The sequence below is a fragment of the Pseudomonas sp. HB05 genome (assembly GCF_016756915.1).
Taxonomy (GTDB): domain Bacteria; phylum Pseudomonadota; class Gammaproteobacteria; order Pseudomonadales; family Pseudomonadaceae; genus Aquipseudomonas; species Aquipseudomonas alvandae.
The window spans coordinates 18,017-32,537 of record NZ_JAESPG010000040.1 but is presented as its reverse complement, the minus strand read 5'-3'; the positions used below and the strand labels follow the sequence as shown (position 1 = coordinate 32,537).

Here is a 14,521-nt window from a genome sequence, read left to right as displayed (position 1 = left end):
AAGCTCGCTCCCACAGTTGAACTGCGGTGGACACAAGCCCCCTGTGGGAGCGAGCTTGCTCGCGATGCAGCCGCCTCGGTGTTCCGTCCCTACTTAAGCCCCAACCGCCGCGCCAACTTATGCAAATTGCTCGGATCAATCTCCAACAACCGCGCCGCCCCCGCCCAATTCTGCCCACAACGCTCCAAGGCCCTGAAGATCGCCTGGCGCTGGCATTCGTCCACCGTGACGCTCAGGGGCCGCAACGGCGTGTCCACCCTTTCCTCTGGCGTATCAATGGCGGCAGCGCTGGCGCTGACGTCCAGATCCAGCACTTGCGGTTCGAGGGTCATGATCACCCCGCGATTGGCGCCACGGCTCAACGCTTTCAGCGCCGCGCGACTGATGACGTGCTCCAGCTCCCGCACGTTCCCCGGCCAACTGTACGCCAGCAACGCCTGTTCGGCCGCCGGCGACAGGCGCAGCCCGCGCAAGCCCAGTCGCGTGCGATTCAATTCGAGAAAGTGCCCGGCCAGCATCAGCACATCGTGGCCGCGTTCGCGCAGCGGCGGGATCGGCACCGGGTAGACCGACAACCGGTGATACAGGTCGGCGCGAAACAGCCCGTCGCGAATGCTGTCGGGCAAGTGCCGGTTGGTCGCGGCGATGATCCGCACGTCAACGTGCAGCGGCTTGTCCGCTCCCAGGCGCTGTATCTCGCCGTTCTGCAAAGTGCGCAGCAACTTGGCCTGCACGCTCAACGGCAACTCGCCGACCTCATCGAGAAACAACGTGCCGCCATTGGCCGCGTCGAAGCGCCCGGCGCGGTCGGTGGTGGCGCCGGAAAACGCGCCTTTGACGTGGCCAAACAACTCGCTTTCGGCCAGGGATTCAGGCAGTGCCGCGCAGTTGACCTGCACCAACGGCTTATGCCCGCGCCGCGAGAGGCGGTGCAGCCGCCGGGCGAACAATTCCTTGCCCACGCCGGTTTCGCCCAGCAGCAACACCGGCAGTTCCGAGTCGGCAAGTACGTCCAGTTCGTTGAGCAATTGCTGCAGTCCTTCGCTGCGGCCAAGGATTTCGCCCTCTTCAGTCGGCAGGCGCAGGTCCGCCGGGTCACTGCGCGACGCCCGCAGGCTACGGTTCTCCTGCTCCAACCGAGTGACGCGCACCGCCGCCTCGATCTGCAAGGTGCAGCGCTTGAGCTCTTCCCGGGCGCGACTGTCGAACGTGCCGGCGTGCAGCGCATCCAGGGTGATCGCCCCCCAGAGCTGACCTTCCACGTACAGGCTCACGCCCATGCAGTCGTGCACCGGCAGCGGCTCGCCGACGTGATGAACGAGCAAGCCGTCATACGGGTCCGGCAAACGACTGTCCGGCTCGAACCAGGTCGGCTCGCGCGATGCCATGATTGCTGCCAGGCGCGGGTGCTGGGCGATCACGAATCGCCGGCCCAGTGCTTCGTGGACCAGGCCAACGGTCGCCACCGGCCGGAGGCTGTCCTCGTCCAGGCGCAGCAAACCGACGGCGCCGCTGTTGAAGTATTCGCGCAGGGTCTGCACCAGGCGCTGCAATCGCACCGCATTGGGCAGCTCGACGATCAGGTCGGCGGCCAGGCTTTCACGCAGCATGGTAGTGATGACCCTCCAGGGTTCGTTTGACCCTTCACTGTCAGGGTGACAATCACCCTGCCAAAAACTTATTGCTTTATTTTCAACGGGTTGAATCTGGCACGTCGGCTGCAACGTGAGCGGTCATCTGTCCCTCCCGGGATTCAACCCAAGGAAACATGATGAGCCTCGACCTGCTGGAACAAAGCCTCGGCCAACTGGCCTGCGACATTCCCGGTGCTACCCGTACCTTCCATCATTACAGCCTCGATTTCTGCTGTGGCGGGCAAAAATCCTTGCGCGAAGCGGCGCTGAGCAAGGGCCTGAACCCGCTGCTGATCGCCGATGCCCTGCGCACTTTGCAAGCCGCTGGCGAACGCGGCCATGACTGGCGCGATGAACCCCAGGCGCTGTTGATCAGCCACATCCTCGAACGCTACCACGCCCGCCATCGCGAACAACTGCCGGAACTCATTCGCCTGGCACGGCGCGTCGAAACCGTTCATGGCGCACGCGCCAGTTGCCCCAACGGCCTGGCCGATCATCTGCAGGACATGTATCAGGAACTCGAAGGCCACATGCTCAAGGAAGAACAAGTGCTATTCCCGATGCTGCAACGCGGCCTGGGCGAACGCGCCTCGGCGCCGATCCAGGTGCTGCGCTATGAACACGACCAACATGGTGAAGCACTGGAAACCCTGCTCGCCCTGACCGACCAGATCACCCCGCCCGCCGACGCCTGCAACACCTGGCGCGCCCTGTACCGCGGACTGGTGGAGTTTCGCGATGACCTGATGCAGCACATCCACCTGGAAAACAACGTGTTGTTCGTCAATGCGATGAAGCCTGCCCACTGATTTTTCAGCCCCTGCATTACCCCTGTGGGAGCGAGCTTGCTCGCGATAGCGTCAGGTCAGCCAGCCTTGAAGTGACTGATCCACCGCTATCGCGAGCAAGCTCGCTCCCACAGGGTTCGGCGGTGTTTTCTTCAGCTTTAAAACTGCCAATAGAACATCGCCTTCGCCAACACCACGATCAACACCATATGCCCCAGGATACTGCGCCGCAGCCAGCAGGCCCGGCTCGGTGTCAGCCGGCCGCTCTTGAGCCAGTACGCCAGCCAGACGTAATGCCCGACGATGCTCAGGGCCAACAGGATCTTCAAGCTGAGCAACAGCCCGAAGCTGTTGCTCAACGGCTGGCTCAATGCGCCGCGATGCTGCCAGGCCAGGGCGATGCCGGCGCCATAGAGCACCAGCACCACGCCGTGAAGTACGTGCCTTGAGCGTTGGGCAATCGCCTGATCTACGCCCTCCCTGACCGCCTGCGACAAAGGCCGACGGGCGGCATGCCAGATGAACACCTCGAAGAACAGCGTGCCGATGAAGGCGATGGCCGCCAACAGGTGGGTGATCAGCAAGACCCCATACATTTATCGATTCCCTCCCCGCAGTCGGCTCATCCCGGATGCCCATCCACCCGGCTCTTGAGCAGCATCGGCCCATAGCGCCAGGCGTACAGGCCAAACGCCAAGGTCCAGCACACTCCCGCCAGCCATAGCGCGGCGAACGGCAACAGCAGCACCAGCAGCACGCGGCTCAGGCACGCCAGGTTCAACAGGATGAACGCAAGGGTCATGCCCGCCGGTGGTTCGAGGGGGCGCCCGGTATGGCCCAGGCTGACACGGGCGATCATCGCCAGGATCAACCCGGCCATGGCGCCGATGGTCAGGCTGTGCACCGCCAGGCTCGGGTTCACCGGCACGCCGACGTGCCACAGCGCCATGCCCAGGCACGCCACCGCCAGCCAAGCGTAGGCCAGGTGCAGCGACCACAGCAGCGGCACCCGCCACTGGTCCCGGTCATGCCAACGCACCAGCCGAATCCCGTGGCCCACCGCCAACGCGGCGAACAACAGGCCGACCCAGACGTTGGCCGCCAGCGCCGGACCGAAGGCATACAGCAGCGCCACCAGTGCGGAACCCGCCAGCAACAAGCGATCGAGCCACGGCCAGGGCGCCACACCTTCCACACGACCGAGGCCACGCTGGGTGAAGAACGGAATCACACGTCCGCCAATCAGCCCCATCATCGCCGCCACCAGCCACAAGCCGGTGAGCACGCTCTGGCGCTGCAAACTTTCGTTGTGCTGGATCAGGCCGTACACCGACAAGCCGTCAGCGGCAGCCAGCAGCAGCAAGACCAACACGATCGGGTAATTGCGTTTCTGCCGCACACGCCACAACGTCAGACCCATCAACGCGGCGACACCCAAGGCGAAAGCCAGCTCCAGGACCGCCAGCAAGGGCAGCGGTGCATCAACCAACCAGGCCAGTCGCGCCCCCAGCCACACCAACGCCAGCGCTGCCAACCGCTTGCCGCTGAGCCCCGGCGTACCCGTCCAGGTTTGCACCGCTGTCAGCAGGAACCCGGCGATGATCGCCAGGCCGAAACCGAACAGCAATTCATGACGGTGCCATGCCAACCAACCACCGGCCGGCTGCCAGGCCGACAGCCGCCCGCTGAACACCGCCAGCCACAGCGGCACCACCAGCAGCGCGAGCACGCAGCCGCCCAGGAAGAACGGCCGGAACGCCAGGCGCCACAGCGGTGGAATCGCCATGGCCTTGCGACGATCAAGCACTTGCATACACCACTCCTCAGCCCCCGCCGGAACGCCCGCGAGGCGCGATAAAACCAGGTTCGAATGATCGGTTATCGACGCGCACGAGCCTTGTCTCAGATCAAGCCGGCGCATCGGCAACCGCATGCCTCGGCCAGAAGCTTGCAAAGGGCTTGCCGAACCCATTCGCAACTTGATCGGGAAACCTGTGGGAGCGAGCTTGCTCACGATGACGATGGATCAGTCGGCGCCGATGTTGGATGTTAGTACGCTATCGCGAGCAAGCTCGCTCCCACAGGGAGTGGTCATTTCAACCCCGTCATGGTGATTTCTACCCTTCAAGCCTGGGGTCATTTCTACCCTGCCCAGCCCCAACGTCCCATGAATCAAAGCCCCCAGGAATGGCCCAGCTCTTGCTCAAGCACGGCATCAGCTTCTACTTCCGGGGTCTTCCATGAAATCCGTCGTCCTGCCGCTCACCTGGTTCGTCGTGCTCTCCTGCGTCGTGGCGCTTGCCAGCGGCCTGTCCCTGAGCCTGGTCTGACCCCGATCACTTCTTTGCTATCACAAGGATCCACGCCATGGTGCTCCACCGCGTCCATCACCAGATTCTGCGCAGCCATCACCTGTTCGAGCCACTGAACGAGGAACAGCTCGACGAATTGATGAGCCACAGCCAACTGCTCAACATCGACAAGGGCGATCCGCTGTTTCGCCAGGGTGAACCGGCGCAAGCGTTCTACTTCGTGATCTCCGGGGCGGTGAAAATTTTCCGATTGACCCCGGACGGCCAGGAAAAAGTCTTCGAGGTGATTGGCGAGCGCCAGACCTTCGCCGAAGCCATGATGCTGATGGACACGCCCAACTACGTCGCCTCCGCCGAAGCCGTGGGCCCGACGCAGCTGTATCGGCTGTCCAACGCCACGTACATGCGCCTGTTGCAAAGCAACAGCCGGCTGACCTTCGCCCTGCTCGGCAAGCTCTGCGTGCGCTTGCACCAGCGGGTCAACGAGATCGAAACCCTGTCGCTGAAGAACGCCACCCACCGCGTGGTGCGCTACCTGCTGACGCAACTGGTGCGCCTGCAAACCGTCGACAGCCAGTTCGAATTGCCCATGGCCAAGCAGTTGATCGCCGGGCACCTGTCGATCCAACCGGAAACGTTCTCGCGGATCATCCGTCGCCTGATCGATGAAAAGATCATCACCCAGGACGGTCGCCAGATCGCCATTCTCGACCGCCCGCGCCTGGAGCAGTTCGAATGATCGCGCAGCCCACTTGCCTGTACTGCCAACACGCCAATGCCATCAGCCAAACCGAGTGCCGCCAATGCGGCATGCCCCTGCCGGCCGAAGCGGCGCTGGCCGGTGAGCGCCGGCTGCGGCGCTTCACCTGGTTCTGCGTTGGCTTGACGATCTTCTGCATCGTCATGTTCTTCTGGTTGCCACGCAGCATCGCCTGAATCCTCAATCCTGTGTCAACTGCCGATACAACTGCGGTAACCGCAACGGCAGTTGCTCGGGCTGGCGAATCAGCGTGTAGCCGTTGGCGCCAAACATGTACGGCAGATAATCCCCCGCTTCCCGGTCGATGGTGATGCAGAACGGCGTCAGCCCCTGGCGTCGCGCTTCCAGCACCGCTTGGCGGGTGTCCTCGACACCGTAGCGGCCTTCGTAGAGGTCCAGGTCATTGGGCTTGCCGTCACTGATCAACATCAACAATTTGCGCCGCCGCTTGCACCCCGCCATGCGCTGGGTCGCCTGGCGGATCGCCGCGCCCATGCGCGTGTAGTAACCCGGCTTGAGGCCCTGGATCCGCCCGCGGGTCTGGTCGTCGTAGCGCTGGTTGAAGGCCTTGAGTTCATGCATTCGCACGTTCTGCCGGCGCAAGGAGGAGAACCCGTACAGGGCAAAATCATCCCCCAGCACCGACAGGGTTTCGCCGAACAGCAACAGGCTGTCGCGGATCACATCGATGACCCGGTGCTCGTCATTGAGGTGGGCGTCGGTGGACATCGAAAGATCAGCCAACAGCAGGCAGGCCAGGTCGCGGCGAGTCTGGCGCTGATCCATGAACAGCCCGCGTTCGCTGGAATGACCGTGCTGGCGTTCGACGTGGAAATCCAGCCAGGCCTGCAAATCCAGTTCGCAGCCCTGGGTCTGCTGACGCAGCCATTGGCGATCATTGCGCAAGTGTTCGAACTGGCGACGCAGGCGCTGGGCCGGCCCTCGCAGGCGCAAGGGCAATGGCTGGGGTTCACAGTCACGCGGGACGAAGGTTTGCACGCTGACGAAATCGTCCTGCAGGCGCTGCTTGCGATAGTCCCATTCCGGCAACAGGATGCCTTCGCCGAGCGGCACGTCATCGACATCCGCCGGTGGCAAGTCCAGGTGCAGTTTCAAGCCGCCGCCCTTGCGCAAGCGCGTGCGGGAAAGGGTCAGTTGATCGAGGTCTTCAGCGACGCGGGCGGCGTCCGGGTCTTCGCTGTCGTCCGACCATCGATCGAGGTCGACGTGCTCGGTCCAGCTAAACAGGTTTTCCAGGCGCACGATCAGCAGGCCACCGTCGCGGGTGGTGTCGTCAATGCGTTCGGCGCGCTTGCGACCGCCCTGCTGTTCGCCGGGCGGCGTCGCCAAATATTGCTCGGATTCTTCGAGGTCGGCGGATTGCGGATTGGCCAGATGTTGCGGTGGATAGAGCCACAACGGCAACGGCCAGGCCGCCCGCTCGCTACGGGGGAAATGCTCGACACTGCCCGGCTCGCGCAAGGCTTGGCACAACGCGCGCTCCAGGGCGGCTTCGGCGGGATTCAATGAATCCGGATCAGGGCGCAAGGACAGGTGCGCCTCCACCAATCGCCGGTAACGAGGGCGCAGCGCTGGGTAGCGTTTCAACACCGCCAGGGTCCAGCGCTGGTTGTCCCGCCCCCAATGCCGCATCGGTCCAGACTGCGCGGCCAGCAACGCCAGCCAGCGATACAGTTCTTCGTTGAGCCCGACATCGGGAAACGCCGCCAGGCTCGCCGGCAGCCGCAGGTTGTCGCCATCGCACCAGGCCAGCGGCACTTGCTTGCAGGTGCCGGCGATCTGCTGCAACAGGTTGCGTCGCAGCAGTAAATCCCGGTCGCTGACCGCTTCGACGCCCAGGTGCCGGGCACCGCCCGTGGCGCGAAACAGCACCTGCAGCGAGCGTTGCCGCGGAACCAACTCGACCCGTGCCTCGGGAAAATCGGCACTGGCCCGGCGGGTGATGAAACGGTGCCAGACGCTGCCGACCCACTCTTCCAGCTCGAGGGTGAATGCCATGGTTATTTCCTCTTAAGCGGAACCCATTGTGGCGAGGGGATTTATCCCCGCTGGGCGGCGAAGCAGCCCCAGAAATGTCTGCTACTGCGGTGTTTCAGACAGAATGTAGGGGGCCGCTTCGCGCCCCAGCGGGGATAAATCCCCTCGCCACAAATGGGTCCGGCTTAGTCGTTGTGGTGATTCATGAAGCCACCACCGCCGCCGGCGCCCGCAGCGCCGCGCGACCACGCTGGCGGAAGCTCAGCAGGTAGCACAGCAACCCGGCCAGGAACCCAAGGCCGCTGACCAGTCGCGCCCAGAACAGCGGCTTCAAATGATCCATCGTCGCCATGAACGGCAAGGCGCTGCCATCCGTCATCCAGCGTTGCAGCCACACCTGCACGACACCGGCAGCAGTGAGGAACAAGGTGATCATCACCATCGACAAGGTCATCAGCCAGAAGCCCCAGATCTCCAGCCGCTGGGAACGCTCGTCCGCCGCTTCACCCAAGCCGCGCAAGCGTGGCATGGCGTAGCTGATCAGCGTCATCACGATCATTGCATAGGCGCCGTAGAAGGCCAGGTGACCGTGGGCCGCGGTCAGTTGCGAACCGTGGGTGTAGTAGTTGACCGGTGCCAGGGTATGGAGGAAACCCCAGACGCCAGCGCCGAAGAACGCGGTGACCGTGGTGCCCTTGGCCCACAACGTAGCGGCGCGGTTCGGGTGATGCCGGCGACGGTTTTTCACCATGCTGAAGGCAAACACCACCATCGCCAGGAACGGCAACGGTTCCATCGCCGAGAAGATCGAGCCGACCCACAACCAGACCTCGGGCGCGCCGATCCAGAAGAAGTGGTGACCGGTGCCGATGATCCCGGTGATCAGCGCCATGGCGATGATCACGTACAGCCACTTCTCCACCACTTCCCGGTCCACGCCGGTGATCTTGATCAGGACGAAGGCGAGCATCGAGCCCATGATCAATTCCCACACGCCTTCCACCCAAAGATGCACCACCCACCACCAGTAATACTTGTCGCGGGCGAGGTTTTCCGGGTTGTAGAAGGAGAACAGGAAGAACACCGCCAGGCCGATCAGCCCGGTCATCATCACCATGCTGACGGTGGTCTTGCGACCCTTGAGCATGGTCATGCCGATGTTGTAGAGAAAGCCCAGGCACACCACGACGATGCCCATCTTGGTGATCGTCGGTTGTTCCAGGAACTCGCGGCCCATGGTCGGCAGCAGGTCGTTGCCGGTGAACTTCGCCAGCGTCGCATAAGGCACCGAGAGGTAGCCCAGGATCGTCGCCACGCCGGCAGCGGCGAACACCCAGAACAGCAGCAGCGCCAGTTTCGGGCTGTGCAGTTCGCGATCGGCCTCCTCCGGTATCAGGTAATACGCCGCGCCCATGAAGCCGAACAGCAGCCAGACGATCAGCAGGTTGGTGTGGACCATGCGGGCCACGTTGAAAGGAATCAGCGGGAACAGGAAGTCGCCGACCACGTATTGCAAACCCATGATCAAACCGAACAGCACCTGCCCGAGGAACAGCATCAGGGCAAACACGAAATAAGGTTTGGCGACGGCCTGCGAGGCGAATTTCAGATGCGGATTAGCCATGCTCATCTCTCAGCCCTCCTTGTTTGGCGGCCAGCCATTGGTGTTGATTTTCGAGCTCCACTTGAGGAACTCGGCGATGTCGTCGACCTCCTGCTCGCTCAGGTTGAACTGCGGCATGGCCCGACGACCGGGGACGTTCAGCGGTTGCATCTTCATCCACGCCTGGAGAAACGGCTTGAACGCCTCCTCGCCCCCGCGCCGATTCACCACGTTGCCCAGCTCCGGCGCGAAATACGCGCCCTCGCCCAGCAGTGTGTGGCAGCCGATGCAGTTGTTGCGCTCCCAGACGCCCTTGCCGCGTATCACCGACTCCGTCAACTGCGCCTGGTTGCTGCGCTCCGGAAAGGTCTGTTCCGTGTGGTAGGTCAGGGCCAGGAATATCAGGAAGAAGAAGATGCTTCCCCCGAAGTAAATATTCCTGGCCATGCCTTTGGTGAAGGTATCTGACATGGTCACTTCCTCATTGCTTGGCGTGCCCATTCTAGGAAGCGAGGGGTCCGGAACCGCTTGATGGCGATCAAGAATCTCCGATGGTTTTGGTGGGTTGTTGTTGGCGGAAATGGGCTTGGAGGGTTTGTGGCCTACAGCGTGGAGTGATGGATCCTTCGGAAATTTCCCAAAATTGTAAAAGCGAGGTGGTGTTGGTGGAGTAAGTCGTTGGGGTGGGGCAGGCTCGCTTCGGAAATGACTGCATCCGTTGGGCAAGGCGCCCATTCGCAGTGAAGGAAAACCATCAAGGAACGATCAATGAACGACACCCGGCACCGTACGGATACGCTTAATCCATTCAAAGTCATCATCGTCGGCAAACAGAAACAGCACTGGATCGAATTCCAGTTGCTGGACGAGCAAGGTGACCCCTTGGCGAATATGCCCTTCCGTGCGCAGAACGAGGCCACGCGCACGGCCTATGTTCCCGAATACGCCGGCGTCAGCGATGCCAATGGGGTGATCCGTATCGAGGGTTTGCACCCATTGGCCATCACCTTGCTGCTGGAGGCCAACTCACTGGCCGGGCAATTGCAAACCCGTCGTTTGCGCGCCGAACGGCCTGAGCCGCCCAGGCCTGTAATTGGCGACCGTACCCCGCTGTACAGCCCGCAGCGTTCGGGTTTTTCTCCAATCGAACGACAGGCCATTGAAGCCGGGCATGGCTACCACTACCTGCGTATCGGCCAGTTGTGCGATCAGCTGCCCAATCTGTCCCCGCCATTGACCGACGCCAGTCAACCGCCAGCCTTTCATTTCCCGGACCGGACGTTCAGTGGTTTTACGGTCGACGATGAACAACTGGACCGCCGCCATGTGCTGGAGGTCTGTCCGCTCCGGGCCTGGTCGCTGGTGCTGCATCACCAGCCCCATTACAGCCTTGCCAACGCCTACAACCTGGGGCTGATGAGCATCTTGTCGTACAGCACATGGCCGGAGCAGGACCGAGGCTCCGTCAAGGAATTTTTCAACCAGCAATGCCTGGACCTGTCACGTACGCCGAGGATATGGGACGGGGGTCAGAATTGGCCTTGTCTAGTCAGTGATGTGCCTTTTGATGAGCGCTATACAACGGCCGAACCGTTGGATACCCGTCAGGCGCGCCCCCCGGAAGGAGATACGCAACTGTTCTACGCCATCAATGCAAACCACGTGCTGGTGGCCTGGCGCGGCACAGAGATGGCCTACCCCTTTACCGACCTGGCGACAGACGTGACCTTTCGACCGGTCCAGCCAGAAATTGCGGCCAACTGCGAACCCAAGGTGCCCTGTGCGGACCTGACACCGGAAGGCAGCGTGCATCTGGGCTTTCGGGATGCCTATGAGGTCGCAAGAAGAGTTTATGCGAAGGACTTGGGCGAAAAGCTTCCTGAAGCTATAGGTGGTAAACAGTTGTTCATCTGTGGGCACAGCCTTGGCGGCGCCCTCGGTCTGATTCATGCTGCCTCGCTGAAAGCGCGCAACCCATTGCTATACACCTACGGCATGCCGCGCACCTTCACCCTCAAGGCTGTGCAGGGCCTAGGCGAGTTGCAACACTTCCGGCACGTCAACGACACCGACACCATTCCCAGCGCACCGCCCGAAGCGGCGCTGGATAATTACCTGTACGACTTGTACGGCCCGTTGGGCACCACCCTGGGATTTACCTGGTCGTTGCTTCAGCTAACGGCCAGCACGGTGTTCAAGCATGGCGATCCTTTTTGTCACCACGGTGACATCGCCATGTTCTTCAGGGCCGAGCAACACGTGCAGGAACGTGGCTCGCAATACCCGGCCTATCGCAACAAGGACGGGCTCGGCGCGCCTTACTACACCACCATCGCTCGTCCCCTGCATGAAAAGGCCAAGTTCTACCTCGTACCCAGCCTGAGTCCTGAGGACGACCAACAGGCCAAGCAAGCGCAGGAAGGCCTGATCGGCACGCTGCGGCCGGGTGATCGGGCCCGATATTTCCCACCCCAGGGCAACCCCAAGAGGGGCCGACTGAGTGGCCTCGGCAACCATTTCATGTCCGAGTATCAACCCTACCTGCACAACCATCTGCTGGAGTCGATCAACCCCGAGCGGGAGCCCTTGATGAAGGAGCAGCTTGAGCGACAACGCTTTGAGCAGCAGATGCACGAGCATTTCAGCCACATCCACGAACACGAGCGGGACCGCAACCGGGTCTTCCTGGGTTTGCAGGGTTTGCTGCCCCAGGCTTTGGGCACCACAAGGGGGGTTGAGGGCGGTCTTGAGGCGTTACAGCGCTTCGATGCCGTGGCCAACCCGAATACCTACTTTACGAAAACCTGGAGCTGAGTCCGTCGACACGACCAAGGAGTGGATCATGATCAAGAAAATACCCCTCGCCATAATGACAATGGTCGTCAGTCTCAGCGGCTGCGCCAAGGACTACAGCCTGGCGCCACCGGCGGACAGCGAAAAAGTGACGGTAACGGTAAAACTGCCCGAGGAGCTGACAAATGAAGTGATGCAGGTCGTTTACCGCTCCACCATCTGTACCTTCACCGACCACACGGCAATGGGTAAGCCTTATCAACGTGACGAGTATCAGCGAGCTGATGTATGGCCTGTGCGTCAAGGACAGAGTGACATCTATCGAGCCGAGCTTCCTATGGACGGTGGAGGCGCGTGCCAATGGCGCTTGAGCAATGTGACCTTCGGTGTCGTTTATGCCGACCCGACTCGTTTTGGCGAGAGCGTGGTTGTTGGTGGCGGCGGCGGCATTGTGGTCATCTTCGATCACAACAACTCTCCACGAGGGGGAGCTGACTTCAAGATCGATGGTGACTTAATGATCAAGAAGGATTACTACCCATGGTTAAAGGAAAACTTCCTAGACGGATATGTAAAGCGCATCAGTTTGGCAGGCGAAGCTAGTCTCTACCTCAAGTATCAAGCCCTACAGGCCCGGCAAGTATTTTTCGAACCCATACTGCATTCCAATTACCTGGTCACCTCCGAAGGAACGAAAATACATAAAGTTGGAAGCTTCATTAAATTTACCTACCCCGACGGCACCGTGGTGGCCGATGGTTCACATAATCCGGACCTGCGCAAGCTCCAAGCCATTCGCCTGGCTGCGGAGAACAAATAAGAGGTCGGTCCCTACGTCCGTATTCCAGACCAACCACTCCCCTAATTAGCAACCTCCCCACGTTCGTCCAGTGTCACATTCGTAGCGAGGGGGCCCGCTCCCTCGCCACGGGGGTTTACGCAGGGACTCAAACCCCAAACGAAACCCCCACCGCCAGCACCACCGCCCAGCTCAACACCAACCGCCGCCACAACCGCGGCGCATGGCGCAGTTCCATGAAGCCGTCGGCGATCAGCCAGGCCTTGGTCACGGCGACTGCCAGGATGGCGATTGCCACCAGCCCGTTGGCAGCGAACTGGGCCAAGGCAACGGTGGCGGTGCTGAGCACGGCCAGCATGGCCCAGCAGATGATCAGGACACGGGACGTCGACATGGGCACCTCCACTCAATCGAGGATGTAGACCACCGGGAACAGCAGCACCCAGACCAGATCCACCATGTGCCAATACAGCACGCCGGATTCCAACCCGCTGTGTTGTCGTGCTCCGTAGCGCCGGCGGCGGCAGCCCTCGGCCAGCCATGCGAGGATGACCATGCCCAGCAGTACGTGGAGGAAATGGAACGCGGTGAGGATCCAGTACAAGGTGAAGAAGGTGTTGTGCTCCATGCCGAGGCCATTCGCCAGCAGGTGGGCGTACTCGCCGAGCTTGATCCCCACGTAGCCACAGGCGAGCAGCAACCCGCCACACAGCAACAGCGCGGCTCGACGCGGTCGGTCTTGCCGGGCTTGCTCCAGGGCCAGGGCGGCGAACAGCCCGGCGGTGAGCAGGCTGAGGGTCATCGCCAGGCCCGTGGAGCGGTCCAGCAACTGGCGGCCTTCGCTGAACATCTGCGGGCGCAGCGCCTGGGCGACGGTGAACGCGAGGATCAGCAGCGCGAACACCGTCAGCTCGGCGAGGATGAAGAACCACATCGCCAGGTCGCCGGGCAACCGCCGGGACATTCCAACGCTCTCAGCCGAAATGGACATCGACCACATCCATCAGCGCGGCCACGGTTTGTGGATCGTCGCTCAAGGGTTCGGCCAGGCACGCCAGGCAAGCTTGGCGCGGGTCCATCCCGGCGCCGATCATGCGGGCCGCGAAGATCAGCAGACGGGTGGACGCGACCTCCTCCAGGTCGTGCTGATCGAGCCGGCGCAGCGCCTGCCCCAAGCGCACCACCTGGGCGGCCAAGGCCATGTCGACGCCAGCCTCGCGGGCAACGATGCGCTCTTCGTCGGGCACCGTCGGGTAGCCGAAGCGCATGGCCACGAAACGCTGGCGCGTGCTCGGCTTCATGCCCTTGAGCAGGTTCTGGTAGCCGGGGTTATACGACACCACCAGCATGAACGACGGCGGCGCCTGCAAAACCTCGCCGGTGCGCTCCAGGTACAGCTGCCGACGATCGTCCGCCAGCGGGTGCAGCACCACCGCCGTGTCCTGGCGCGCCTCGACCACTTCATCCAGGTAACAGATGCCGCCCTCGCGCACCGCCCGGGTCAACGGTCCGTCCTGCCACCAGGTGCCCTGGGCGCCGATCAGGTGACGGCCGACCAGGTCGGCGGCGCTGAGGTCGTCGTGGCAGGCGACGGTGTACAGCGGCAATTTCAGGCGATGGGCCATGTGCTGGACAAAACGGGTCTTGCCGCAGCCCGTCGGCCCCTTGATCAGCACCGGCATGCCGTGGCGCCAGGCCTGTTCGAACAACGCCTGTTCGTTGTCCTGGGCTTGATAGAAGGGTTCGCCGGGGTGTTGCGCGGTAGGGATTGCGTTCATGAGATGGCCTGATCAGACAGCGGATTGCCACTCAAACTACGAGGCCCTGCGAC

The 14,521-nt window shown here is 62.2% G+C and carries 14 protein-coding genes; 5 read left to right on the top strand and 9 right to left on the bottom strand.

The annotated features are described in order from the left end of the window. Positions 1–89: 89 nt before the first annotated feature. Positions 90–1,610 carry a nitric oxide reductase transcriptional regulator NorR gene (gene norR, locus JMN22_RS24470; protein WP_198798245.1) on the bottom strand — a complete coding sequence of 507 codons (1,521 nt, stop codon included), beginning with the start codon at positions 1,608–1,610 and terminating at the stop codon, positions 90–92. A gap of 161 nt (positions 1,611–1,771) precedes the next feature. Here norR and ytfE point away from each other — a divergent pair, with 161 nt between their 5' ends. After that, the gene (gene ytfE, locus JMN22_RS24465) at positions 1,772–2,446 is read left to right on the top strand and encodes an iron-sulfur cluster repair protein YtfE (RefSeq protein ID WP_030137664.1); all 675 of its coding nucleotides are present in this window, start codon (positions 1,772–1,774) and stop codon (positions 2,444–2,446) included. A gap of 137 nt (positions 2,447–2,583) precedes the next feature. Here ytfE and JMN22_RS24460 read toward each other — a convergent pair whose 3' ends face one another. Both JMN22_RS24460 and JMN22_RS24455 read right to left on the bottom strand, forming a co-directional pair. Beyond that, on the bottom strand, positions 2,584–3,021 hold the full coding sequence (locus JMN22_RS24460; protein ID WP_030137665.1) for a membrane protein: 438 nt from the start codon (positions 3,019–3,021) through the stop codon (positions 2,584–2,586). A 26-nt stretch (positions 3,022–3,047) separates the two neighbouring features. Next, on the bottom strand, positions 3,048–4,238 hold the full coding sequence (locus tag JMN22_RS24455; RefSeq protein ID WP_198798246.1) for an NnrS family protein: 1,191 nt from the start codon (positions 4,236–4,238) through the stop codon (positions 3,048–3,050). A gap of 554 nt (positions 4,239–4,792) precedes the next feature. Here JMN22_RS24455 and JMN22_RS24450 point away from each other — a divergent pair. After that, positions 4,793–5,476, top strand: coding sequence for a Crp/Fnr family transcriptional regulator (locus tag JMN22_RS24450; protein WP_030137667.1), 684 nt, complete (start codon positions 4,793–4,795; stop codon positions 5,474–5,476). Next, positions 5,473–5,673, top strand: coding sequence for a protein DnrP (locus JMN22_RS24445; RefSeq protein WP_198798247.1), 201 nt, complete (start codon positions 5,473–5,475; stop codon positions 5,671–5,673). The genes JMN22_RS24450 and JMN22_RS24445 overlap by 4 nt, the downstream gene beginning before the upstream one ends. A gap of 4 nt (positions 5,674–5,677) precedes the next feature. Here JMN22_RS24445 and JMN22_RS24440 read toward each other — a convergent pair whose 3' ends face one another. From JMN22_RS24440 to JMN22_RS24430, 3 genes are all read right to left on the bottom strand, one after another. Next, positions 5,678–7,516, bottom strand: a complete 1,839-nt coding sequence (locus tag JMN22_RS24440) for a nitric oxide reductase activation protein NorD (protein ID WP_198798248.1) — start codon at positions 7,514–7,516, stop codon at positions 5,678–5,680. A gap of 181 nt (positions 7,517–7,697) precedes the next feature. Next, a complete protein-coding gene (locus tag JMN22_RS24435) occupies positions 7,698–9,125 on the bottom strand; it encodes a cbb3-type cytochrome c oxidase subunit I (protein ID WP_198798249.1) in 1,428 nt (475 codons plus the stop codon). A gap of 3 nt (positions 9,126–9,128) precedes the next feature. Beyond that, the gene (locus JMN22_RS24430) at positions 9,129–9,569 is read right to left on the bottom strand and encodes a c-type cytochrome (protein ID WP_030137671.1); all 441 of its coding nucleotides are present in this window, start codon (positions 9,567–9,569) and stop codon (positions 9,129–9,131) included. A gap of 297 nt (positions 9,570–9,866) precedes the next feature. On the opposite strand from JMN22_RS24430, the gene JMN22_RS24425 reads away from it, so the two are divergent. Next, the gene (locus JMN22_RS24425; protein WP_198798250.1) at positions 9,867–11,912 is read left to right on the top strand and encodes a lipase family protein; all 2,046 of its coding nucleotides are present in this window, start codon (positions 9,867–9,869) and stop codon (positions 11,910–11,912) included. Positions 11,913–11,940: 28 nt separating this feature from the next. Continuing rightward, positions 11,941–12,711 (top strand): hypothetical protein, encoded by a 771-nt coding sequence (locus JMN22_RS24420; protein WP_198798251.1) that lies wholly within the window; start codon positions 11,941–11,943, stop codon positions 12,709–12,711. 127 nt (positions 12,712–12,838) lie between these two features. Here the strand turns inward: JMN22_RS24420 and JMN22_RS24415 are convergent, their stop codons facing one another. The 3 genes from JMN22_RS24415 to JMN22_RS24405 are packed head-to-tail and all read right to left on the bottom strand — an operon-like array spanning position 12,839 to position 14,468. Beyond that, positions 12,839–13,084, bottom strand: a complete 246-nt coding sequence (locus JMN22_RS24415; protein WP_198798252.1) for a cytochrome C oxidase subunit IV family protein — start codon at positions 13,082–13,084, stop codon at positions 12,839–12,841. Between the two features lie 12 nt (positions 13,085–13,096). Next, the gene (locus tag JMN22_RS24410; protein WP_198798253.1) at positions 13,097–13,681 is read right to left on the bottom strand and encodes a cytochrome c oxidase subunit 3 family protein; all 585 of its coding nucleotides are present in this window, start codon (positions 13,679–13,681) and stop codon (positions 13,097–13,099) included. Next, positions 13,665–14,468: a CbbQ/NirQ/NorQ/GpvN family protein gene (locus tag JMN22_RS24405; protein ID WP_198798254.1), complete on the bottom strand. Its 804-nt coding sequence runs from the start codon at positions 14,466–14,468 to the stop codon at positions 13,665–13,667. The genes JMN22_RS24410 and JMN22_RS24405 overlap by 17 nt, the downstream gene beginning before the upstream one ends. Between the last annotated feature and the right edge of the window lie 53 nt (positions 14,469–14,521).

What these genes read in the sequence shown, in the direction of transcription:
- norR (WP_198798245.1), bottom strand. Translation starts at nt 1,610, where the DNA reads ATGCTGCGTGAAAGCCTGGCCGCCGACCTGATCGTCGAGCTGCCCAAT.
- ytfE (WP_030137664.1), top strand. Translation starts at nt 1,772, where the DNA reads ATGAGCCTCGACCTGCTGGAACAAAGCCTCGGCCAACTGGCCTGCGAC.
- JMN22_RS24460 (WP_030137665.1), bottom strand. Translation starts at nt 3,021, where the DNA reads ATGTATGGGGTCTTGCTGATCACCCACCTGTTGGCGGCCATCGCCTTC.
- JMN22_RS24455 (WP_198798246.1), bottom strand. Translation starts at nt 4,238, where the DNA reads ATGCAAGTGCTTGATCGTCGCAAGGCCATGGCGATTCCACCGCTGTGG.
- JMN22_RS24450 (WP_030137667.1), top strand. Translation starts at nt 4,793, where the DNA reads ATGGTGCTCCACCGCGTCCATCACCAGATTCTGCGCAGCCATCACCTG.
- JMN22_RS24445 (WP_198798247.1), top strand. Translation starts at nt 5,473, where the DNA reads ATGATCGCGCAGCCCACTTGCCTGTACTGCCAACACGCCAATGCCATC.
- JMN22_RS24440 (WP_198798248.1), bottom strand. Translation starts at nt 7,516, where the DNA reads ATGGCATTCACCCTCGAGCTGGAAGAGTGGGTCGGCAGCGTCTGGCAC.
- JMN22_RS24435 (WP_198798249.1), bottom strand. Translation starts at nt 9,125, where the DNA reads ATGAGCATGGCTAATCCGCATCTGAAATTCGCCTCGCAGGCCGTCGCC.
- JMN22_RS24430 (WP_030137671.1), bottom strand. Translation starts at nt 9,569, where the DNA reads ATGTCAGATACCTTCACCAAAGGCATGGCCAGGAATATTTACTTCGGG.
- JMN22_RS24425 (WP_198798250.1), top strand. Translation starts at nt 9,867, where the DNA reads ATGAACGACACCCGGCACCGTACGGATACGCTTAATCCATTCAAAGTC.
- JMN22_RS24420 (WP_198798251.1), top strand. Translation starts at nt 11,941, where the DNA reads ATGATCAAGAAAATACCCCTCGCCATAATGACAATGGTCGTCAGTCTC.
- JMN22_RS24415 (WP_198798252.1), bottom strand. Translation starts at nt 13,084, where the DNA reads ATGTCGACGTCCCGTGTCCTGATCATCTGCTGGGCCATGCTGGCCGTG.
- JMN22_RS24410 (WP_198798253.1), bottom strand. Translation starts at nt 13,681, where the DNA reads ATGTCCATTTCGGCTGAGAGCGTTGGAATGTCCCGGCGGTTGCCCGGC.
- JMN22_RS24405 (WP_198798254.1), bottom strand. Translation starts at nt 14,468, where the DNA reads ATGAACGCAATCCCTACCGCGCAACACCCCGGCGAACCCTTCTATCAA.